This is a genomic window from Streptomyces sp. bgisy159 (genome assembly GCF_057707805.1).
The window spans coordinates 19342-40477 of sequence record NZ_JBYIQX010000056.1; the positions used below are offsets into that span (position 1 = coordinate 19342).

At 70.8% G+C, this 21136-nt stretch carries 18 protein-coding genes and 1 pseudogene; 11 read left to right on the plus strand and 8 right to left on the minus strand.

Translation table 11 applies throughout. From position 1 onward, the window contains the following. Positions 1–397: 397 nt before the first annotated feature. Positions 398–778 carry a hypothetical protein gene (locus AC3ET3_RS32690; RefSeq protein ID WP_435613427.1) on the plus strand — a complete coding sequence of 127 codons (381 nt, stop codon included), beginning with the start codon at positions 398–400 and terminating at the stop codon, positions 776–778. On the opposite strand, the gene AC3ET3_RS32695 is transcribed toward AC3ET3_RS32690, so the two are convergent. Genes AC3ET3_RS32695 through AC3ET3_RS32705 form a run of 3 tightly spaced genes read right to left on the minus strand, consistent with a single transcriptional unit; the run spans position 754 to position 3826 of the window. Beyond that, positions 754–1494, minus strand: coding sequence for a hypothetical protein (locus AC3ET3_RS32695; protein ID WP_435613428.1), 741 nt, complete (start codon positions 1492–1494; stop codon positions 754–756). The genes AC3ET3_RS32690 and AC3ET3_RS32695 overlap by 25 nt on opposite strands. Beyond that, positions 1491–2012, minus strand: a complete 522-nt coding sequence (locus tag AC3ET3_RS32700; RefSeq protein ID WP_432139844.1) for a phage tail protein — start codon at positions 2010–2012, stop codon at positions 1491–1493. The genes AC3ET3_RS32695 and AC3ET3_RS32700 overlap by 4 nt, the downstream gene beginning before the upstream one ends. Before the next feature lie 11 nt (positions 2013–2023). Beyond that, positions 2024–3826 carry a phage tail sheath family protein gene (locus AC3ET3_RS32705; RefSeq protein WP_432158134.1) on the minus strand — a complete coding sequence of 601 codons (1803 nt, stop codon included), beginning with the start codon at positions 3824–3826 and terminating at the stop codon, positions 2024–2026. A gap of 660 nt (positions 3827–4486) precedes the next feature. Between AC3ET3_RS32705 and AC3ET3_RS32710 the strand changes: the two genes are divergently transcribed. Both AC3ET3_RS32710 and AC3ET3_RS32715 read left to right on the plus strand, forming a co-directional pair. Further along, on the plus strand, positions 4487–5050 hold the full coding sequence (locus AC3ET3_RS32710; protein ID WP_432139846.1) for a PRC-barrel domain-containing protein: 564 nt from the start codon (positions 4487–4489) through the stop codon (positions 5048–5050). Then, complete coding sequence (locus tag AC3ET3_RS32715) at positions 5047–5484, plus strand: PRC-barrel domain-containing protein (RefSeq protein WP_432139847.1); 438 nt, start codon at positions 5047–5049, stop codon at positions 5482–5484. The genes AC3ET3_RS32710 and AC3ET3_RS32715 overlap by 4 nt, the downstream gene beginning before the upstream one ends. Positions 5485–5753: 269 nt before the next feature. On the opposite strand, the gene AC3ET3_RS32720 is transcribed toward AC3ET3_RS32715, so the two are convergent. Continuing rightward, positions 5754–6401 carry a carbonic anhydrase gene (locus AC3ET3_RS32720; RefSeq protein ID WP_432139848.1) on the minus strand — a complete coding sequence of 216 codons (648 nt, stop codon included), beginning with the start codon at positions 6399–6401 and terminating at the stop codon, positions 5754–5756. Positions 6402–6652: 251 nt separating this feature from the next. On the opposite strand from AC3ET3_RS32720, the gene AC3ET3_RS32725 reads away from it, so the two are divergent. Together AC3ET3_RS32725 and AC3ET3_RS32730 are read left to right on the plus strand one after the other, a co-directional pair. Continuing rightward, positions 6653–7096 (plus strand): MerR family transcriptional regulator, encoded by a 444-nt coding sequence (locus AC3ET3_RS32725; RefSeq protein ID WP_432158135.1) that lies wholly within the window; start codon positions 6653–6655, stop codon positions 7094–7096. Beyond that, a complete protein-coding gene (locus tag AC3ET3_RS32730) occupies positions 7093–7776 on the plus strand; it encodes a hypothetical protein (RefSeq protein ID WP_432158136.1) in 684 nt (227 codons plus the stop codon). Before AC3ET3_RS32725 ends, AC3ET3_RS32730 begins: the two co-directional genes overlap by 4 nt. A gap of 387 nt (positions 7777–8163) precedes the next feature. Here the strand turns inward: AC3ET3_RS32730 and AC3ET3_RS32735 are convergent, their stop codons facing one another. Next, positions 8164–9276 (minus strand): DNA alkylation repair protein, encoded by a 1113-nt coding sequence (locus AC3ET3_RS32735; RefSeq protein WP_432157442.1) that lies wholly within the window; start codon positions 9274–9276, stop codon positions 8164–8166. Positions 9277–9353: 77 nt separating this feature from the next. Beyond that, complete coding sequence (locus AC3ET3_RS32740) at positions 9354–9677, minus strand: hypothetical protein (RefSeq protein ID WP_432136088.1); 324 nt, start codon at positions 9675–9677, stop codon at positions 9354–9356. Positions 9678–9761: 84 nt separating this feature from the next. Here AC3ET3_RS32740 and AC3ET3_RS32745 point away from each other — a divergent pair, with 84 nt between their 5' ends. Beyond that, positions 9762–10295: an ABATE domain-containing protein gene (locus AC3ET3_RS32745; protein ID WP_432136089.1), complete on the plus strand. Its 534-nt coding sequence runs from the start codon at positions 9762–9764 to the stop codon at positions 10293–10295. A gap of 40 nt (positions 10296–10335) precedes the next feature. Here AC3ET3_RS32745 and AC3ET3_RS32750 read toward each other — a convergent pair whose 3' ends face one another. Together AC3ET3_RS32750 and AC3ET3_RS32755 are read right to left on the minus strand one after the other, a co-directional pair. Continuing rightward, positions 10336–11031: a SapC family protein gene (locus AC3ET3_RS32750; RefSeq protein ID WP_432136090.1), complete on the minus strand. Its 696-nt coding sequence runs from the start codon at positions 11029–11031 to the stop codon at positions 10336–10338. Between the two features lie 155 nt (positions 11032–11186). Next, positions 11187–11747, minus strand: a complete 561-nt coding sequence (locus AC3ET3_RS32755) for a TetR/AcrR family transcriptional regulator (protein WP_432136091.1) — start codon at positions 11745–11747, stop codon at positions 11187–11189. Positions 11748–11879: 132 nt separating this feature from the next. Between AC3ET3_RS32755 and AC3ET3_RS32760 the strand changes: the two genes are divergently transcribed. From AC3ET3_RS32760 to AC3ET3_RS32780, 5 genes and pseudogenes are all read left to right on the plus strand, one after another. After that, positions 11880–12317, plus strand: a complete 438-nt coding sequence (locus tag AC3ET3_RS32760) for a hypothetical protein (RefSeq protein WP_432157440.1) — start codon at positions 11880–11882, stop codon at positions 12315–12317. Positions 12318–12463: 146 nt separating this feature from the next. Further along, the gene (locus AC3ET3_RS32765) at positions 12464–13456 is read left to right on the plus strand and encodes a pyridoxal phosphate-dependent aminotransferase (protein WP_435613429.1); all 993 of its coding nucleotides are present in this window, start codon (positions 12464–12466) and stop codon (positions 13454–13456) included. Positions 13457–14627: 1171 nt separating this feature from the next. Further along, positions 14628–18533: a CHAT domain-containing protein gene (locus AC3ET3_RS32770; RefSeq protein ID WP_435613430.1), complete on the plus strand. Its 3906-nt coding sequence runs from the start codon at positions 14628–14630 to the stop codon at positions 18531–18533. Positions 18534–18542: 9 nt separating this feature from the next. Continuing rightward, positions 18543–19538, plus strand: a complete 996-nt coding sequence (locus AC3ET3_RS32775) for a hypothetical protein (protein WP_435613431.1) — start codon at positions 18543–18545, stop codon at positions 19536–19538. Positions 19539–19863: 325 nt separating this feature from the next. Next, positions 19864–21136: pseudogene (locus AC3ET3_RS32780) on the plus strand (hypothetical protein); the annotation flags it as partial.

Consider the following 21136-nt stretch of genomic DNA (forward strand, 5'->3'; position numbering starts at 1 on the left):
CCGCCACCACGGGCGTCGGCACGTCCACCTCGTGGGCGTGGGCGTGGGAGTGGGCGCCGCCCGACGCCGGACCGCCGGAAGGCCTCCGCCGCGACCGCATCCCGCGCCGCGGCGGAGTCGGGCTCGCGTCCTGCCGGCCGTTCGCGGGGACGGGGACGGACCCCTGCCCGGCGGCATCCGGTGCCGACTGTTCGGGTCCACGGTGGCCGGGCGGATCGCCTACGCGAAGGCAAGGACTTGCCGGCGCCGGGCCGACCTGCGGCCCGAAGGGGACACGGGGAGTCGAGCCGGGCGGAGGCTCCCGCCGGTCCTGGTGGACGGTACGGGGCACGCGCGGGCCGTCGCCCCCGGCCGCCTGCCTTTCCACGTCGGCCGACTCGGCGATCCGCTCCGGACCGTGCTCTTCCTGGCTCCCGTCCCCGCGGCCTGGAGAGTAGCGCTGGTCCAGGGCGTCGCGGTGGCCGAGGCCGTCCCGGCGGTCGCACCGCTCGCCGTCGTCACCCTTCTCGGAGGCCTGCACGTCGAAGGGGAGCAGGCCGGGCGGCGCCGGGTCAGCCCCCACGGCGGGCGGTGTCTCCTCGTCCGCCGCCGTACCCTCGGCATACGGTGGCGCGGGTGCCTGGTGCCGGACCGCCGACTCCCGCGGGGCGTCGTCACCGCCCGGCAGGTGCGGTGCGGACGGGTCGAACACCTGGGGCGCGAGCGGCCGCAGCCACGGTCCGGGTGCGCCCAGGAGCCGGTCCACGAAATCGGTCATCCGGCGCTCACCTCCAGGTAGAACCGGCGGCGGACCGGGCTCACCGACAGCACGTCGGCCTCCGACCAGCCGTAGGCGCGGGCCAGGGCGTGGACCTCGTGCAGGATCCTGCGGGCGCAGCCGGACACGTCGGTCCACAGGTGTTCGGCGACGTCCAGCGACGCCGTCCAACGGTGGTGGCAGAAGGGGCAGTCGAGAGGGAGCAGGGGGTCCGCGCCGGGGTCGAGGTCCGCCAGCCGTCGTGCCACCTCCTCCAGTACCTCGTCCGGCAGGTCAGCGGGCGGGCTGACGTCGACGACGCAACGCCGCAGCAGCGTCTGACGGGCACCGGGAGAGGCGGGATCGACGGCCGCCGCGTCCCGGGCGGTGATGGCCCGGAAGGTCACGGTCGCACCGAGCGCCGTCAGGGACCCCGTGGTGGGCTCGGCCGCCGCGTCCGTGTCATCCGCACCGCCGCTGGGGGGTGGCAGCAGTTCGGCGGCGGTGACGGTGACGTCGAGGCTCTCCCCGCACGCCGGGCAGTCGGCCGCGCACGGCAGGGCGTCGCCGAAGGCAGCGCACCGCAACTCCAGCAGCAGGCTGTTGAGGGTGCCCAGGGGCAGGTCCGCGGCGCCCTGCCCGGTCGGCGCCGCAGCCGCCGCGAGGAGCAGCCGGCGAGCCGCAGGCACCTCGGCGAGTCCGCGCTCCCACAGGTCCAGCACGACCGCTTCCGTCAGCCGGCACGGCACGCCGCTCACCCGGCTGTATCGGTGAACTGCGGCTCCTGCGGTGGGTTGGTGTGCTCCCGCACCCAGCCGTGATGCTCCACCTTGATGTGCTCGAAGGCGACGCCGTTCGAACCGGCGTCGAGTTCGGGAAGCCCCTGGTACTCCGACACCCAGCAGTCGTGGACGGAGTAGGACAGCACCTGTTGTCCGCCCTCGTCGAAGACGTCGATGATCAGGTCGCGGCGGAAGTCCTTGAGGGAGGTCTCCAGACCGCCCGCAGAGTTCTTCAGGCTCCACACCCGGTTGGCCCACTCCTCGAAGGCCGTGTCGGTGGTGCAGCCGCGTTCCAGGGTGATGGCCTCGTACTCGGTGCGGCCCGGGAGCTTGCGGCTGGTGCCCGGGTCCCCGCCGTCTCGGTGCCGGATGACCTCGGTCGTCCGCCTGAGCCCGCTGACCTTGCTGATTCCCGCGATGTAGGCGGTCTCCCCACTGAACTTCACCCGGAACCGGAAGTTCTTGAAGGGGTCCCGGCGCGTGACTTCCGGCATCGGTCGTCCTCCTAGACCTGGATCTGCCCGGCGAGTTGCTGGATGTGCACGATCACGAACTCGGCGGGCTTGAGCGGAGCGAAGCCCACCTGGACGTTGACGATCCCCCGGTCGATGTCGTTCTGCGGGTTGGTGTCCTTGTCGCACTTGACCAGGTACGCCTCCTGAGGCGTGCGTCCCTGGAACGCCCCCGCACGGAACAGCGAGTTCATGAAGGCGCCGACGTTCAACCGGATCGAGGCCCACAACGGTTCGTCGTTCGGCTCGAACACCACCCACTGCGTGCCGCGGAACAGGCTCTCCTCGATGAAGAGCGCCAGCCGCCGCACCGGGAGGTACTTCCACTCGTCGGCGAGGCGGTCGGCCCCGCGCAGGGTGCGAGCCCCCCAGGCGACGGGCCCGGCGGCGGGCAGCCGCCGCAGGCAGTTGACCCCGACCGGGTTCAGCCGTCCGATCTCCCGGTCGGTCAGCGCAACTTCGAGGTCGGTGACGCCGCTGAGCGAGGCGTCCGTGCCGGCCGGGGCCTTCCAGACCCCCCGCTGGACGTCCGTACGGGCGAGGACGCCTGCCATCACCCCGGAAGGTGGAAAGGCGCGTACGGCACCACTGCGGAGCGGGTCGGGGGCGAGGACGCGGGGGTAGTAGACGGCGGCGTTCCGGCCGGCCTCGCCCAGCTCCACGTCCGCCAGCCGGTCGAGGAGGGTGCCCACCACCCCGGCGGGCGAGCCGCCGGTCGGCTCACCGGTCCATGACGCGGGCGGATCGACCAGGAGCACGGCGCGCCGCTCGACACACAGGTTGAGCGCGTCGGTCACCAGCGGCTTCACCGGCACCAGGTCGCTGAGCCAGTGCAGGTCGGGCAGACACAGGACGTTGAAGATGTCCGTCTTCAACAGTTGGTACAGCCCCTGCTTGTCCGCCCGGCCGTCCGTGTAGGCCGAGGTGTCGCGAGGGCGCTCGTCGTACTTGCCCGCTCCTTCGTCAGGGGCCGCGGACGGAGCGTAGTAGGGCGGGATCCCGCCGGGCGGGCTGCCCTGGGCCCGGTCCGCGAACGGATCGCCGTCCTCCGGTGTCGGGTTGGTCGGCGGTACCTCCATGACCCGCGCCTCGGACGCCCGTACGAGCTGCGAGGACTCCAGCAGGTGTGCGAGGTTGCGCGGGCTGTCCGGTTCGATGCTGACGTTGAGGTAGCGCTCCTCGGCCCCCGTCCGCATATCACGGACCGTCAGGTTGAAGAGGGTCCGTCGCTCGTGCGGACCCGGCTCCTCCGAGGTCTCGTGGTCGACACGCGCGCGCAGATGCCGGGCCCAGCGGCCGGGGGAGGCGGCGCGGAGGGTGAGGACGCTTCCCGCGCCCTCCCCGGCGGAGCCCGTGGCCTTCCGTCCCCCGCCGGGTGGGTTCTGCTTCTCCTGCCCGGAGGTGTCCTCGCCGTCGGTGTCCGGGCTTGCCGCGTCGTCCTTCGGCGTGGGGGCTGCGGGCGACGACCGGGCGTTGTCCCGGCCGGACGACGAGCTGACGCCGAGCGGCAGTGTGAGGGTCTCCACGTGCGGCCCGACCACCCGCACGACCTCGGCCTCGCTCCCGCCGTTCTGGTAGAACTGGTAGACCGCGTAGCTCAGCGGGCAGTCGGGCTGCAGGCCGCCGAAGAAGGCTTCGTAGTCGGCCCAGCCGGTGAGATGGACCGGCCGGTCGGCCGGTCCCCGCGGGGCGTACCCGACGAATGCGGCGACCGACGTGGGCACGCCCGTGATCGTCCTGACGGAACTTCTGACCTCATCGATGTACACACCTGGATAGGTGACGTTGACCGGCATGCCGGCACCTTCTCTCCGTCCTGGATGGGCCTGTCCCGGCCGGTACCGGGCAGTGCGCGGGCGGACTGGCGGCCGCCGGGCGCCAACCTGGAAGAGCGCTGCTCGTGATCCGCGATCACCGTATCCGGATGTCCGCGAACCGGCTCCGCCCAACCAGGTGCGACTGCTTCGAACAGGTGAGACGTGTCGGCTGATCAGCGGGTCCGCGCGGGTCGCCCGCCGCGGCCGTACGACTCTCCGGGCCCGTCCCCTGACGGATGGCACGACCGGCCCCCACGAGGTCGGACAGCCCCGCCCCGCTCGCCGCAAGACGTGGGCACCCTCGCGTGAGTGCGGCCCGGAGCCGGCGTGGAACCACCACGTCGTTCTCGCCCCCGTCGGGTCGGCTCCAGCGCGGCACTCCCGCCTTCCCGGAGGGTCCTCCGCCGGGCCCGCTCGCCCCGGCGTCGACAGCCGTCCCCGTCGGTCGCACACTGAAGTACATGAGGCGTCCTCGGGGGACGGGGAGGTGCTGGACGTGGACTGGTGGATATGGGTGGTGATCGCCCTGGCGGTCGTCGTGCTCGGTGCGGTGTCGGCCCTCGCCGTCCAGGCGCGGCGGCGCAGCGGCGGAGTCATCGCGGGCCAACGCCCTCCGAGAGGCGGAAGGGGGTCACGGCCGTGACCGAGTTCGTGCGGGCCGGCGAGCTGGCCAGGCTGCCGGTCGTGACGCTCGAGGGCGAGGACGTCGGCCAGATCAAGGACATCGTCTTCGACGCCGCCCGCGGCAGCGTCCGCTGCTTCACGCTGAGCGGACGCGGGCTGCTCGCGGGTCCCCTGAAGCGGGACCTGCCATGGAACAAGGTGCACGCCCTGGGGCCGGACGCGGTGATGATCCGGGACGAGAACGCGCTCGCCGAGGACAACCAGACCTCCAAGGACCTCACGGCCTCCGGGGGCGGGAACGTCATCGGAGCCCGGGTGATGACGGAAGGCGGCACCGACCTCGGCAAGATCGTCGATGTCGTCATCTCCGGGGGCCGCCGACCGGCCGTGGCCGGTTACGAGATCGAAACCGCGGCCCAGGGCCACCACCGCGTGCTGCTGCCCGTGATCAAGCCCGTGGCCGTTTCCGGGGAGATGGTCCTCGTCCCCGACGCCACCAGCGAGTTCACCGCCGGCGACCTGACCGGGTTCCCCGAAGCGGCCCGTGGGCTGCGCGGCCGCCTGGAACGGGAGACATGACGATGCTGCTGTTCAGCCAAGCCAAGGGCCGCAGCGTCGTCGGCCTGACCACCGCCGAGACCCTCGCCACCGTCACCGGACTCGCCCTCGCGGCCCACCCCGCGCGCATCGCCGCTCTCCGGGTCAAAGCCAAAGGCCACGGCACCGTCATCACGTGGCAACATGTGCAGGCCTTCGGACCCGACGCGGTGACCGTGCGCTCGGCCGAAGACGTCCAGGCCGAGGCCGACGTCCCGGTCCGGGCCGACAAACACCACGACCCCCTGGGCCGGCGCGTCCTGACCGAGACCGGACACGACCTCGGCCCGGTCGAGGACATCGAGTTCGACGAAGCCAGCGGACACATTCGACGCCTGATCACCGCCGACCAGGACATCGACGGCGACCGGCTGCTGGGCGCCGGCAGCCACGCCGTCGTCGTCGCCGCTCCTTGAACTCGGCGCGTGCCCACCGGACGGCCGCCCCGCCCGGAGGTCCGGCGCCTGACGTCGCGGGGCCACGCCGACGGTCCGGGGGCCGATGTCGCCTCGACTCGGGCCCCGGGTGGAAGGGACGTGATCGCCGATCCGGCGCGCCCGTGGGCTCGGGCGCGTGCACCACCAGCCGACGCTCGGCGACGCGTGGCCGTCCACGGTGACGCCGTGGGGGCGGGCCGGCCCCGCGAAGTCGTGCCGTACCAGCGGGAACGCCGAACCGCCACCCGTCAGGCCACGACCCCCTCCGGCACGTCCACGCCGCGCGCGGTGACCACATGGGCGGTCCCGTCGGCCAGCCGGTAGGACAGGCCCACCACGCCGGCCCGGCCCTCCTCGATCGCCTGCGTCAGGGTGCGGGAGCGGTCCAGCAGCAGATCCACGGTGTGCCGGACGTGCCCGGCGATGAAGTCCGCGTCCTCGGTGTGCCCGGCCGCGTGAGCGGCCAGCACACTGGGCGTCACACGCTCGACCACGTCACGGACGTAGCCCGGAGAGGCCGTGCCGTCCTGGATTGCGGCTCGGGTGGCAGCGACCGCGCCACAGGCATCGTGCCCGAGCACGACGACCAGCGGCGCGCCGAGCACACTGACCGCGTACTCGATGCTGCCCAGCACCTCCGGGCCCATCACATGCCCGGCGGTGCGGACGACGAACAGGTCGCCCAGCCCCCGGTCGAAGATGATTTCGGCAGCCAGACGCGAGTCGGAGCAGCCGAACAGCACGGCGAACGGATTCTGCGCCAGCGCGACCTCGGTACGGCGGGCGGCGTCCTGGTTCGGGTGCTCCACCGAACCGGCGACGAACCGCCGGTTGCCGGCAAGCAGCATCTCGAAAGCCTCAGAGGGCGTCGGGGACTGGGTGTCGGTGTCGGTCATGCCCGCAGGGTACGGCCTGTGCCCTGCGGACACGCGCAGGACCCCGCCCCGGCGGCCCGGCCGGCAGCCAGGACCATCGCGCACACGACAGCTCTCGCACGGGCGGAACGGCCGGTCCTCCGCCCGAGCTCCGCCCGCAGGGCGCTCCGGCGGACGTGATCCGAGTGAGACGCGTCCCTGCTGCCGTGTGGCGGAGGTCACGACGAAGAAGGTTGAACCTGGAGTCGTGTCCAGGATCTAGCGTCGGGTGCATGACCACAGCCATCCTGCCGGGCGCGTCCCGGTTCACCATCGGAGCACTGGCGCGCGCCGGCGGCGTCTCGGTGGACGCCATCCGCTTCTACGAGCGGCAGGGACTTCTCCCGGCCGCGGAGAGGACCAGAGGCGACCACCGCCGCTACCCGCCCGAGGCGCTCGATCGGCTCGACTTCATCCGGGTCGGCCGGCGCCTGGGCCTGAGGCTGGAGGAGATCAAGGACCTGGCGGATGCCTGCGAGCAGGTCCCGGACTGCCCGGTGACCCACGCCGTCGAGGTGTTGCGCGGTCGCATCGCGGCCGTGGAGCGACAGATGGAGGAGCTCACCGGCCTGAGGGACCGGCTCGTCGAAGTCGTCGAGAGGATGGAGTCCCATCGGGACGGGGATTTCACCGCGGAGACCGTGATTCCGGTATCAGCGACGGAGAGCGGCCGATGAGCACCCTTCTGACGGCCCCGGCCCGCGCGCTCCACCGTGCCGGCCTGATCGGGGCTCTGGTGACCTTCGCCTGCGCGGTCGTTTTCCAGGTCCTTTCCGCCGCGCACCCGGGGGTGCACCTTCAGCCCACTGACGTGCCGCTGTCCCCCGACGCCTTCCTGCGGCCCCTCGACGACGAGCCGGACGCCGTGCTCGTGTGGATGGCCTTCGACACGGTCTTCGTCGTCGCCTACCTGACCACCTTCGTCGCGGCCAGGGCTCTGACCGTCTCCCGCCTGCTCGGTACCCTCAGCCTCGCCGCGATGATCACAGCGGGTGTCCTGGACATGGCGGAGAACGCCGTGCTCGCCGTCCACGCGGCGCAGGCGTCCGTGATGGACCCGGCCCCCGCGGCGCCGATGATGACCTTGTACGTGATCGCGCAGCTCAAGTCGACCGCCGCGGCCACCGGTATCGCCTTCCTCGCCCTGGCGCTTCCCGCGCGGGACCGGCTGCTGCGCGCGGCGATCGTGGCGGCGGGCGCGTTCGTGCTGGTCACCGCCGCCGGTGTGGCCCGTCCCGAGTTGGCGGGGCTGGAGGCGTTGCCGATCCTGCTGCTCATGGGTCTGCTGGCGGGTGTCTTCGCCGGCCGGCTGAGGAAGCCCGCCACGGCTCCGTCCGCCGTGGCGGAGGCGGCGTAGCCGCACGGGAGCGCCGGGCCGCCTGTACCACCGGGTCGGCGTAGCGCTACGGGAGCGCTGGGCCGCCTGTACCACCGGGTGGCCCGGCTCGACGTTCTCCCGGGGCCCGGTACGGACCGACGTGCGTCACCGTACCCAAGGGTCCGGTGGCCGCGGGCTCGGCGGTGGCCGGTCCGGGACCCGCCGCCTTGCAGGCCCCGCGGGCGGCCATGGTGTCGTCGAAGAGGAGTACCGGGAGCACGGCGATCGCGGCCGGGCCGAGCACGCCGATGACTCCCCAGGCTCGCCGGGCCGGTGCGCTTGCCCGCCGTGCCCCGAGTGTGGGGAACGGGACCACGTGCAAGGGCGGAGGCGCGGAACGGGGCCGCCGCGGCACCTCCATGAAGTTCACCGCGCCGGGGCCGCGTCCCGTCCGGCGCCGAGGGTGAACTCGGCCGCCTCGTGAGGCCGCCCGTTGATCTGGAGTTGCACGCTGTGGAGGCCGGGGTGGTAGCGACGCGTGCTGAGTTCCCGGAAGGAGTGACGGCGGACGGCCGACCAGCGTTCGCCGGGGGCGAGGCTGCGGGAGGTCAGCTTGAAGACCTTCGGGCTGAGAGTGCCGTTCGCCTTGCGGTGGTGGACGACGTAGTCGATGACGAGGGCGGTGGTGCGGGTACCGGTGTTGATGACCTCGTAGCCGAACACGAGATGCTCCCCGATGCGCACCTCGGGTGTGCGGATCTCGGGTCCGACGACCCGAACGGTGACGTCGGGGTCGTGGCCGAGGAGCGCCAGGGCGTCGGCGTGGCCGTTCTTGACGAGGGTGCGCATGCCGTGCCGGGCAACGGCGGGAGTGGTGGACGCCGGGGCGGCGAGCCAGCGGGCGGCCGTGGCGACGGCCGTACTCGGGTGGTCCTTGCTGATGTCGTTGAGGTGGTTGGCCACCGAACGCCTGACGTACGCGCTCGGGTCGCGGTACAGGGCGTCCAGGATGGGCAGGGCCGGGGTCGGGTCGGTGACCAGGCCGGTCAGCCGCGGCGCCCACGGCAGCCGGGGCCGCGTGCCCTCACTCGCCAGCCGGCGCACGTGCTCGTCCGGGTGGCGGGTCCACCCCATGACCGGCCGCAGCGCCCGGGGGAGGTCGTGGCGGAGGAAGGGGCGTACGGCCATCTCCGCGGTCAGCAGCGGAGTGAGTTCGGCGAGCAGGTCCAAAGCGGGCTCGAACACGGCGCTGTCCAGGGCGCGTTCGGCAACTGCCGCGTTGACGGGGAAAGTCATCCAGCCGGTGAAGTCGGGCCGGCGCAGGGCGGCTCGCACGACGTGGGCGAAGGCCGGGTAGTCGTCCGGAAGGTCGGTGAGGACCGCTTCCTTGACCGCGGTGACGCGCCGGCTGAATGTCAGGTCCTCCAGCAGGGCGCCGACTCCGTGGAGGGCGGTGGCCGGTGCGGCGCCCGCTGCCGCCATGACCGAGGCCAGCAGGTCCGTGGTGCGAGGGTTGATCAGTTCGTCGGCCGTGGGCACGGCTGTCCCTTCTCATCGGGGCCGGTACCGGCGGCGCGCCCAGGGTGTGGTCGGGCGTGCCGCCGGTACCGGTTCGGCTACGGCTGGGTGCTGTGCAGAACCCGGGCGTGCCGCATCTCGTGGACCTCGCCGATCAAGCTGAAGAAACCGGCGACGCCGGGCTCTGCGGGCATCTCGCGCGCCGCGCGCGCGGCGGCCTCGGGCGAGGCCCACAGGATGAGGTCGAGGAGCGAGCCGTCCTCGCAGTGGGCGAGGTGTGCGCCGAGGAAGTCGTTTCCGTATCGCTCGCGCAGGAGGGAGATCAGCCGGTCGCGCTGCGCGGTCAGCTTCGCCGGGTCGGTGGTCTCGAAGCGGACGTACTCGATGGTCGCATCCAACGGGGTGTTCCTCTCGATCGTCATGTCACGGATTCACTGGTGGAGATCCGTGATCGACGCTATCACGCATTCAGTGAGTCGAATCCGTGGGTCCGGTAAGTTGGGGTGATGACCCTCAGAAGCCTGCGCGACATGCCGTGGATCGGTGAGCATCCCGTGCTGGATCTGGCCAACACCGTCCTCGTCGGAGCCGGACCCGCGGGCGAGGACGTCGACCTCCTGCGCGATCCGGAGCTCGTGACCGCCTGGCGGGCCAAGGCCGCGGACCGGGCGTCGGCGGACCTCCCGCTGGACGAGCTGACGGAACTGCGCGATCCGGTGCGTATGGTGCTGGACGCCGCGGCACGTCAGGCCCCTCTGCCCGCCACGGTGCGCGAGCGCCTCAACGCCCTGGCCGCGCGCGCACCGGTGACCTTCCACGTCGACGATTCCGGCCGCCTGGCGGAGCGCGAGGCCGGCGGCCCGGCCGCCGGTGCGGTGGCCCGGCGGGCGCTCGCGCTGGCCGCAGGGCCGGAGCAGACCAGGCTGCGCCGCTGCCCCGCCCCCAGTTGCGGGATGTTCTTCCTCGCGCGCAGACGGGACCAGGCGTGGTGTTCGATCGGCTGCGGCAACAGGGCGCGCTCCGCCCGCCGGGGCGGCTGACCGTCCCGGCGCCTCCCCGGCGAGTCGCGGCCCGAATCCGTCAGCCGTCGACGAGTTCGCCGATGAGCCGCTTCATGTGGTTCAGGGAGATGAGGTGGGCGTGGATCCATCTCAGGTAGCCGCTGTCGCGGAGCCGGATGAGGTCGCTGCCGGGGAGGCGGTGCAGTTCCTCGTCGTCCACTGCCATGAAGTCGGTGAAGCTGACGGACCTGCCGTCGCGGTGGCTCGCCGTCATCAGCTCCCGCCGTAGCAGGCCGAGGCGGAGCAGCTCGCTGGTGAACTCCCTGGTCCGCAGGGTGTCCCGTACCCCCTGGAGCACCATGGTGACGGACTCGTCCAGGAAGGGCGTGCGGGAGCCGTCGTCGAAGAAGAGGCGCTTGCCCTCCGTCGTGCTCCACCCCGTGAACTCGGTGTCGATGCAGATGCCGACCTCCTCGTTCCCCAGGTCCACCGGCACGAACGGATAGGCCCGGATCACCCCCGGGATGTAGGTGTGGGGGCGCCAGAGCCCGTCCGGGCCGATGTTCTGGTTGCGGCCCTCCTCCAAGCCCAGAACGACGCAGGGGGCCGGCTCTCCGTCCTTCTCGGCGAAGACGATCGGGTGCGCCAGCGCGGCGTCGTTGAACTCGCCCGCGGTGATCATGGCGAGCTGGAGTGACGCGGCGAACTCGGGCGTCGGTGCCGACGAGATGCGTAGCGACACGTGCGTCTCGTTGCTCAGTCGTTCGAGATGCATGAGATCAGAACTCCCCCGCCTCTTAATCACGGATTTGCTTGTCAAATCCGTGATTAAGGTAGCAGGCTGGCCGGGTCGCCGGCCGTGGAGTCCGAGAGTGCCGGGTGCGACCTGCGGGACGAGTCCGGCGGCGGCCCCTGTGTGTCGAGCGCGGGTCAGGACTCCGGGAAGAGCGTCATCGCCGCCCTGGCGGCTCGTTCGAAGGGCTCGGTGCCTCCGCTCGCCCGGCACAGCACCTGTGCGCCCTCGAGGAGGGCGACCAGCAAGGTGGCCTTCTCCTCGGCCTCGGTGGCCGGGATTCCCGCCTCCCGCAGATTCCGGGTGAGCTGTTCGGTCCACGAGGTGAAGGTCGCGGCGGCGGCCTGGCACAGCTCGCCGTTCTCCTCGTCCGCGGGGACGGTCACGGCGGCCACGGCGCATCCCGCACCTCGGGCGGCGGCCTGGGCGACCGGCCGCGCGAACGCCACGAAGGCCGTTGCGACAGCCCTCGGGTCGGCCGCGCGAAGCTCCGCGAGCCGGGCGCGCACCTCGTGTCCGTGCCGGGTGGTCGCCTCTGCGACCAGCTGGTTCTTGCCGCCGGGGAAGTGATGGTAGATGGCGCCACGGGCCGCCCCGCTGCGCGCGAGCACATCGGTGAACGACATTCCCTGCAAGCCGCGTTCCCGCAACGCGTCGACCGCGGCATCCACCATCCGGCCCCGGGTCTCCTTGGCCATCGTGTTCCGGCCCTCCGTTCGTCTCCCGCTTGACTAGTACGCCCATCCTACTCCAGAGTTGCCCTCGCTAGTACGTCCGTACTAGTCGTCTGTCACCAACCCGATCTGTCAACCGACTTGAGGAGCACACCCATGCCCATCGCCGTCATCGCCGCCGCCGGCGCCCTCACCCCGGCCGGCGAGCGGGAGATCATTCCGCGACTCAGTGACGCTCTCATCGACGTGAGCGGACTGACCGGCAACACCTTCTTCACTCCCATGGTCGCCGGCGTGCTGCACCTGCTCGACCCCCAGCACGTGTACGCGGGCGGAACCAACCGATCCCTCGTACTGGTCGAACTCAAGCTGCCCGACATCGGCCTGCCGTCCGTGGCGGCCCGTGCGGCCTTCATCGAGAGGGCCACCGACATCGCGTACGAGCTCATGTCACCCGGTCACGACCGCGGCGACATCCGGATCAACGTCGTCAACGCCCCGGACGGAGGCTGGGGGATGGGAGGCCACGCCTACACCGGGGAGCGCCTGGTGGACGCCATCACCCAGGCGTCCACCACCGGGACGCACGCCTGACCGGCCTGTCGGCGTACCGGCGACCCGAGACCCGCCCGCGGTGTCTCGGGTCGCCGGAAGGCGCACCGGGCATGCGGTACGTGCGGTACTGCGGTACACCTCGACGCCGGGCTGTCCGCGCGTCGACCACCGGCAAGGAGGGGACCATGAGGGTTTCACGTCTGCGGCACATTCCCGGCATCGGCGTGAACGTGATCGGTGACGCGGCGGATGCCGCCATGGACCCCGACATGCTGCGTCTGGAGAATCTGGACACCGACCTGCGTCCGCCCCGGATCGCGCTCGAGATGACCCGGTCCGCCGTGGAGGACGACACGGCCAACAGTTACCTGCCGTTCCAGGGGCATCGCGGACTGCGGGAGGCCGCCGCCGCCCATGTCACCCGGCTGTCCGGCGTCCACTACGATCCGGCCACCGAGTGCGTGAGCGCCGCCGGAGGGCTCAACGCGCTGCTCAACGTGCTCCTGGCCACGGTGGAGCCCGGCCAGGAGGTCGTCGTCTGCGATCCGGTGTACGCCGGGCTGGTCAACCGGATCCGGCTGGTCGGGGGCGTTCCCCGGCACGTGCGGTGCACTCCCTCGCCCGCGGGCTGGCAGGTCGATCCCGACGAACTCGCCGCAGCGGTGGGGCAGGGCACCGCTGCTGTGCTGGCCATGTCGCCGGCCATGCCGACCGGCGCCCTGCTCGGCCCGAGTCACTGGAACGCTCTCGCCCCGGCCTTGGAGCGGCATGACTGCTGGCTGATCCACAACGCGGCGATGGAGCGCATCCTGTTCGACGACAACCGCCCGGCGCATCCGGCCGCGCACCCCGGCCTCGCGGAGCGGACCCTCACGGTCGGCTCGGCGTCGAAGGAGCTGCGTCTCATCGGCTGGCGGGTGGGCTGGACGGTTGGCCCCGCCCGGATCCTCTCCGACATCGCCCTGGTGGGGATGACCAATGTCGTGTGCCAGGTGGGGATCGCCCAACAGGCCGTCGCCGCGGCGCTCGACGCCCCGACGCCGACGAGGACGTCGCCGCGGCCACGCGCGTCTGGGAGCGGCGCCGCGACATCGTGCTGCGTCAGCTCGACGGCTATCCGCTCATACCCCCGCACGGCGGCTGGTCCCTTCTTCTCGACACCGTCGCACTGGGGCTGACTCCCGGGGAAGCGTCCGAACGCCTGTTCCACCGCGGGCGCGTCGCCGCGACGCCGATGACGGGGTGGGGCCCCAGCGGTGACGGATACCTGCGGCTGGTCTTCGCCAACGAACCCATGGACCGCCTCGGCGACCTGCGCGAACGCTTCCGTACCGCCCTCGGATGACGGCACGTCGCCGAGGCGGCCGGTCGCGTCCGGCAGCCGCCAGGGCGCCTCGTCGTGCATCGGCGCCGATTCCGCCGATCGGCTGCTGAAAAGGCGTCAGGCGCAGGGGCTGCCACGGAGGTATCGCGGGGAGCACCGGCTCGGCCCCGGCGTGCCGGTGGACGACGAGTCGGCGGTGGGACTCGTCGACGACGAGGCGCGGATCGTCCGCCGTCGGAGCCGGTCACGCCTGTCCCCGACGCCCACCGGGAAGCCCGGTTCCGGGACGCCGTCGCCGCCGTAGCGCGCCAGGAGGCGATCTCGTTCACGACACGCTCGGTGAGGCCGACGCCGGCCTCACCGAGACCGAGAACCAGGGCAGGCGCCTCTTCGTTCGCGCCTAGAAGAAGCCCAGCTTCTTCGGCGAGTAGCTCACCAGCAGATTCTTGGTCTGCTGGTGGTACACGACCTCACCCGCCTCTGACCTGCGGCAATGGATGGAATCGCCCGATGCGAAGCCGAGTTGGTCCGTCCCTGGTCCGGATCACTGAGGCCCCCGGGTAGATGCTTGGGAAACCTCGGCGTGCCTCAGCGGCCAGGTCTGCTCCCCGATCCTGCTGCGGCATCTGCGAACGCCTCGAGTGCCCGCAGCGGGCGGCGCGTTGGTGCCCCGCCCCGTGGCGCCCATAGCCGCCTGCGGGGGAATGCGGCTCCGGAGTCTTCCACCTGGTCGGACAGCTACAGCCACGACCCCGCTCATAGCGGCTGTCCTGACACGAGTCCGGTTGCGGCGGATCAGCAGCCGGTGGCTGCCGGGCCGGGGTCCAGCCAGGCCGATGACAGCTCAGTCACATCAACGGTGCTTCTCGGCGCCGACCCCTGCCACCCTGGACGAGCTGATCCCGCTCACCTGCCACGGGATCCAGCGACTGCTGACGACGCTGGTCGACCGGCCCGTGCACACTGCAGTAACTCTGATCCCGGTATCGTGCTTGGGTTGCCTGATATTACGGGGAGGGGCAGCGGTGCCCGAGGTGCAGCGGGAGCAGTACATAGCCGTCGTCGAACGGCTCGCCGGTCGTTGGCTCCCCACCACTGAGCAAGTCCTGCCTGCCGGGCTGCGGGCTCGCCTGATCGGCGAGCGAGCCCTCGACGCCTATGAGGAGGGAGCGGACGACGGCGCCTTGATCGACGCTGTCGCAGCTCTCAGCGCCGCCGATGCCTTAGGCTCCGCAACGCCGGAGCTGCACGAACGGCTCAGCCATTTCACAGCACAGCCCGTGGGGATCACCCGATACGAGACCGTCGCGTCACCGGCCCCCCGTGAACCCGACCCGGACCGCCTTGGTGAGCTGCTCGACCTTGTCGACGCCCGTACCGGCGAGAGCCGGACTCTGGCCCCCATGCCACTGCCTGCAGCCTCGGGGGCTACAAACGGTTACACGGGGGAGGTCTCGGCGTATGAGCTGCTGGCCAGCATCTTGGCGATGCGCGACACCCTCGACCCTACGGAGGTTTGGGCCGACAGTGAGGAGGAGGCTTGGAGGGTGCCCCTACGGTTGGGCCGGACCCACCTCATGCGGTACGCCGACACCCGCAATATTGACGCATTGAACCAGGCCATCGGCGTTCTCCAGGCGGCTGCGGCGTCGGTCGAAGACGATTCCGTCCGGCAGGGGTATGTTCTGCTCGGCGATCTGGCGTTGGCACAGCTCATGCGTTACGACGCTACTGGGCACGCGGATGATCTCAACGAGGCCCTGCACCGAGCCAGGACGGCACAGGGAGCTGCGGTCTCAGAGTGGGCGGGGGCCCGATACCCCGCTTTGTGGCATAGCGTGTTGGGCGCCGCGCTCTGGTTGCGCCACGAGGCCGACGGGGACCCCGCCGACCTCGAAGCCTCGGCCGACGCGTTGTGGGTCGCCGCGCAGCGATGGACCCATGTCACGTCGGTTTCATGGCTGCGTCTGACCGGGGCGATCCAACGGCAGCAGTACGCGCTGTCGCGGCAGGCCGCTTACCTGGAAAGGGCGTTGGTCCAACACCGCCGCATCGCCACGGCGCAGATGCTCGTACACGATGCGACGGTGCTGCGCGAGACATGGGCAAGCGTGGGCTACACCCATCTTGCTGAGTACGAACGGTCCCGCGAGCCGGACGAGCTGGACCGCGCCGTGCAACACCTCACCCGCGCACTGGAGACCGACGAGCTCCAGGAGCGCGACTCCGCTGCTCGGCTTGAGTGGACCCGCGTGCTCGTCTCAGGGCATCGTCTGCGCGTCGAGTACAGCGCTGACCGTGACGCCTTGGAAGACCTCGTCGCCACCCTCGCGGGGGTGGTGGCAAATGCGCCCGCGGACTCTCCAGAGCGTGCTGCATGGCTCGGTGCCCTTGGTGAGACTCTCTTGCGGAGATATGAACTGGCGGGCGAGGCAGACGACTTGCGGACCGCTCGTAGTCTCCTGGAGCGCGCCGAGGACCGCTCGGCACTAGCCACCGTCTGCCATCTCCTGTACCAGCACAGCAGCGACTTGCATGCGCTGGACGACGCCGTGCGCATGGGAGCGGAAGAGGTGCGCAGGACGGCTGGCCCCGAGGGAGCGCACGTGACGGCGGCGGCCGGGCTCGGTCTGGCCCTGCTGTCCCGCGCCGAGGTGCTGCGCGCTCCGATGGATGCAATGGCTGCTGCGCGTCTCCTGGATCACTGCCTGCAGTGGGGTGATCAGTCCGAGGTGCGTCTAGCCTCACTGCGGGCCGAGTTCGGGTGCGCTCTGCTGAATCTGCTTGAGCTGCCGGTCGCCGGCGTCGGGGCCGTGCCCGGCTACGAGGGCGATCCTCTGGAGGATGCGGTCGTGGCCCTGGTGGACGCGCTGGACGTCGTCCGGAACCACGAGGGGGACTGCTCGCGTATCTACGATCTTCTCACTCGGGCGAACGCGGCGGCGAGTTTGGTCATCGCACGTGAGGAGAGGCTGGGCGAGGGCCCCGGCCGGCTGCGCGGGGAACGGCCGGTCTGGATGCGTGTGCGCGCGGCACTTGACGAGTGGGCCGTCGAGTCGGGACGCTCTCGGCTTCCCAGAAGCGGCGACTGGCGCGACGCCCTGCGTGAGGAGCCAGTCACCATGCGGGGGGCGCTGCGTGAGCGCATCGTCGACACCCTCATCCGCCACCTTGGTGACCGATCTGCCGAACAGGTTCGCCGGGTCGTGGGCGAAGCAGACGTGCTAGCCAGGGCCTGTCTGGAGGCCGGGGACGCCGAGGCCGCTCTCGAACTGGTCGAATCGGGCCGGACCCTGGCCGAGGAGGTGGCGTCCGGCGCAGCCACCGTCACCGGTTCGACGCTGGAGGAGCACCGGCGCATGCGGAGGGCGCGACGGCTGGAGATCACCGGGCCGACCGGCACCCGGCTGCCACAGCTCATGACCGGCCCGGCATCGACGCGGTCGGGGGACGCCCTGCGGGCCTCCTTGCTTGACGCCCTGTCGAGCACCACGGAGTTGCTCGCGCACGGCTGGCCCGCACATCTGTGCCGGACGCTGGGCGTGGACGCCGTGGTGTACCTCTTGGCCGGCCGTCGCCATGGATGGGCCCTCGTACTGCACTCGACCGGACGACTCCATGCGCTGCGGCTTTCGCAACTGCGCTCCGATGCACCGGACCTGGTCAACTTCACCGCCGCGCACGACCAGCAACTTCGAGGAGTCGCGAACACGGCGCCGGGTGATGCGTGGCGCGGGGCGCTGCGCAAGGTCTGCGACTGGGCTTGGCGAGCAGCGGTCAAGCAGCTCTTCGAGCATTTCTCGGCCTCGGGGTCCCAGACAACGCCACGGATCGTCCTGATCCCGTCCGGGACACTGGGCCTGGTGCCCTGGCACGCGGCACGGCACCGGGTGCGCCGGAATGACGGCAGCTCGATGCACCGCTTCGCAATCGAGGCCATGTCCGTCAGCTACGCGTCCTCGCTGGGGATGTTGACCCGGTTCGCCACCCGTTCCTTGGCACCGCTCGCGGGGAGTGGGCTCGTGGTCTTTGACCCCACGGGCGATCTGCCCCATGCCCGCCAGGAGGGCGAAGACGTCTACCGCTGGTTCTATGCCAAGGGGCAGCGGCTCGGCGGCTCCGGCGAGAGCGCGGCGCCCGCCACGCCCGCCGCTGTCCTCACCGCGCTACAGGGTCATGAGGCCGAACGCGGCCACCCAGTGGCTCACTTCGCCTGCCACGCGCGCAATGGCGTCCCCGCGACGGACTCGTACTTGATGCTGGCCGGCGGGCAGCGGCTGCGGGCCGGTCGCCTTCTTGGTCTGGCCCACGGCAACAGCGCCGCACGGAGCACGCAGGCCCTGGTGGTCCTGTCCGCCTGCGCGACGGCGGTGCCGGGAGCGCACTACGACGGCGCTCTGAGCCTGTCGACGGCATTCGTCGCGGCGGGGGCAGCCGCCGTGGTGGGGTCGCTGTGGCACGTGGAAGATGCCACGACCGCCGCGTTGATGCGGGACTTCCACACTCTGCTCAACCTCGACGGAATGCCGCCTGCCGAAGCGCTGCGCACCGCCCAGCTGCGGCTGCTGCGCGAGGCCCGCGCCCGGACCCGAGGACAGAGCCCCAAGGCCAGGACTTCGGCGGAGGACCCCTTCTTCTGGGCCGCATTCGTCCATCAGGGCCGGGGGCATCCGACGGCGCCACCCGCTGACGGAGCCTCGTCGGCGATCGCTGAGCTCCCCGACAACCCCACGGATGGCGGCGGCTCGTCCGATGGCTCCGGGTTCAGACTGCCGATCTTCCCGAGTCTGCCGGGGCCTGGATCGGCTGAGATCGTATGGACCTGCCCGGTGACCGACTGTGCCGAGGAGGCGATCGGCGATGATGACTCGCCCTACGCCGCCGATTGCTGTCCTGCGCATCCCGATAGCGCCTTCGTCAACTCGGCGTAGGTGGTTGCTGTGGGCGGACTCGTCAAGGGATTCCTGGAGCCGATCGCGAAGCGCTGGAGCGCTGCGATGGGCGGTCCGTTGCTGCTGTTCTGGCTTGCGGGCACGTTGATCGTGCTGTGGCGCCGCGATGACGGCGCCCATCCATGCCGCACCACCGAGTCATGGACACGCGTGTATTGCGGCATCGCCGCGCAGCAACCGGTGGGTCCCCTCGTGCTGTCCGCGGCCGCACTCGCACTCGTGGTGGTGTCCGCCTGGGCGGCCTCGGCGTCGGCTCCCTTCGTGCTCGAAGTCTTGGCGGGCCGCTGGGGCACGTCCCGGCCTGCGCTCGCGTACACCCGGCGCCGCATCGCGCGGCACCGTGCCCGGCGCGCCGCATTCGCACGACGTTCGGAGCCGCCGGCGGGGCTGAGCGGGGATGCCCTCGGCGCCTGGCAGGTGCAGACTGGCTGGCATGCCGCGCGTAGTCGGGCGGCATCCGCGCGCTATCCGCGGCCGCGCGACCCGGAACGGTTGTTGCCCACGACACTGGGCAACGCGCTGATCTCGGTGTCCGCCGAGACGCGCCGCAAGTATGGTCTCGAACTGAGCGTCTGCTGGGACCCGTTCGTCAAAGCACTGGAGGCCCCCGACCGCGATGACCTGACGGCAGCGGCGACCCGTGTCTTCGCCCGGGTGCAGGCACTGATGTGCTCGGCGGCCACCACACTCTGGGCGGTGCTCCTGCCCGGCTGGTGGCCGCGCCTGTTCTGGATCACGGTGTGCGTCCTGTTGGTCGGGGCGGCGCACCGGGCGCTGCGCGCGGGCGTGGACGCCTACTGCCGACATGTCGGGGACATCTTCGCCCTCCACCGGGTCCGGCTCTATCGGGCGCTCGGGATCACCCCGCCGGCTTCGAGTGCGCAAGAGGTGACCTCCGGCGAGATCCTGAGCGCCGCCTTGTCCCTGTCCCTCAGCACGCTGCCGAACGGCTCGACTCCTATTCCTTACGACTGGTCCCTCTAGCAACACAATGAGCGTTTTCCCGGACGCAGTCGGCTGTCCAGTCCGAGTTGGTCCGGATGCTGGACGAGGCGGCGGCGCTGACGCTGGGTGTGCGTAGTCCGGCTATGACTTCACAGAACAGCTAGGCGAGCTGGTGGTCCGTGCCGCTGTGCATGTGGACTCGGTGTCCAATGAGCCTGCAAGTGACAATTTTGAAGTGGGTTTTCGGACACGAGCTTTCTATGCTGGCGTACTCGGGAGAACGGGGGTCAATATGGGCAAGGGCCGGAAGAAGACGGGACGGACACCTCCTCAAGGGTTGGGCCGACGACTCGCAGGTATGGACATGGCCAGCATGCAGGCTCTGCTCACTGCGGCGGGCGCCAGTCCCGGAACGCGGCACAGATGGGCGTCGGTCGGGTACCTCCTTCAGCAGTTGCTGACTGCGCCGCCAACCGGGTGGTCTTCCGCCAAGGCTGTGACCGTGGGCGGGCTACTGGACGCATGCCGCCGGGAAGCGCCCTGGCTGGCTGGACTGGAGGATTTCGTTCCGTCCGATCCCCGTCAGGTCGTGCTCACGCGGCTCGGTGATGAGGTGCTGCGGCTGGCTCCCGGTCAGGTGGAGAGGCCACTGGCCGACATCACGCGCTGGAAGACGGTGGCTCAGGCGACGGATTCGGTACTGGTGCCCGAGCTGGGGTTCGGGATCTCCGAATACGTCGAGGTGGGATTGCGGTACGCCGATCTTGCCATTCGGGCATTGGCCTCATCGTGGCCCGATGGGGACGTGCCGACAGAGGGTCCCGCAAAGTTGACCGACCAGGAACTGGCGGCGGCAGAGGTCCTTCTGAGCATGCCGGTGGAGGCGATGGTCGCCCCCTCCGAAACACTGCGGGCCGCGCTCAACTGGGCTACCGCACAACAGGCGGAGCCGATTTACGATCCCCGTTCCCCGCAGAGTACTTTCGGCAGGTACTTGGCCGTTTCCCATCAGCAATCCGACGATGACGCAGCGAGGTTCTGGCTACCGTTGGGCTTTCTGCCCGAGAGCCTGGGACAGGGCGTCGTTGATCTCGCTCGCCACGCCGCCTCGTCAGAAGCGAACGTCAGCCTGCGCTTTGCCCAGCTCGCAGCTGAACGTGCACGCCGAGCTCTGTGGCGGTTCTCGGACAAGATTCTCGGCCCTCCTGATACAAGCAGCGGCCCGGCTGTCTCCCCTCGCGACGTTGTGCAGTGGGTGGTGATGTTCGGCCCTGCCAGGGCGTTGCTGGTACAGCTCTTCGCGCGCCCTCATCTGCAAGACGCTCAGTTGCGGGAGGAACCAGCAGCGCTGCGGATCAGCAGGCATGCCCGCGCCCATCCGGACGAAGAGGTTCGTGTCCCGCTGCCCGGCGGGTCCTTGACCCTTCCCGCGGGGACGGAGATCGTTCCGCTTCTCCTCGTCGCCTCTGCAGGCCATCTTGTTGCGCCCCAGCGACCGGGGCTTGCCGCTATGTCCCTTGAGGATCTGCTCTGGGCCTCGACCACCGCCGACAGCGACACGGACCTCTATACCTTTTGCCGTGAACTTGCCGCACCGAACAGACCCCACATGATTGTCTGGGAAGCAATTGACCTAT

Bases quoted from the DNA above. Each gene is read 5' to 3' on its own strand.
- AC3ET3_RS32715 (WP_432139847.1), top strand. From the start codon at position 5,047: ATGACGATGCTGCTGTTCAGCCAAGCCAAGGGCCGCAGCGTCGTCGGC.
- AC3ET3_RS32705 (WP_432158134.1), bottom strand. From the start codon at position 3,826: ATGCCGGTCAACGTCACCTATCCAGGTGTGTACATCGATGAGGTCAGA.
- AC3ET3_RS32700 (WP_432139844.1), bottom strand. From the start codon at position 2,012: ATGCCGGAAGTCACGCGCCGGGACCCCTTCAAGAACTTCCGGTTCCGG.
- AC3ET3_RS32750 (WP_432136090.1), bottom strand. From the start codon at position 11,031: ATGCATCTCGAACGACTGAGCAACGAGACGCACGTGTCGCTACGCATC.
- AC3ET3_RS32745 (WP_432136089.1), top strand. From the start codon at position 9,762: ATGACCCTCAGAAGCCTGCGCGACATGCCGTGGATCGGTGAGCATCCC.
- AC3ET3_RS32725 (WP_432158135.1), top strand. From the start codon at position 6,653: ATGACCACAGCCATCCTGCCGGGCGCGTCCCGGTTCACCATCGGAGCA.
- AC3ET3_RS32755 (WP_432136091.1), bottom strand. From the start codon at position 11,747: ATGGCCAAGGAGACCCGGGGCCGGATGGTGGATGCCGCGGTCGACGCG.
- AC3ET3_RS32765 (WP_435613429.1), top strand. From the start codon at position 12,464: ATGAGGGTTTCACGTCTGCGGCACATTCCCGGCATCGGCGTGAACGTG.
- AC3ET3_RS32740 (WP_432136088.1), bottom strand. From the start codon at position 9,677: ATGACGATCGAGAGGAACACCCCGTTGGATGCGACCATCGAGTACGTC.
- AC3ET3_RS32730 (WP_432158136.1), top strand. From the start codon at position 7,093: ATGAGCACCCTTCTGACGGCCCCGGCCCGCGCGCTCCACCGTGCCGGC.
- AC3ET3_RS32760 (WP_432157440.1), top strand. From the start codon at position 11,880: ATGCCCATCGCCGTCATCGCCGCCGCCGGCGCCCTCACCCCGGCCGGC.
- AC3ET3_RS32720 (WP_432139848.1), bottom strand. From the start codon at position 6,401: ATGACCGACACCGACACCCAGTCCCCGACGCCCTCTGAGGCTTTCGAG.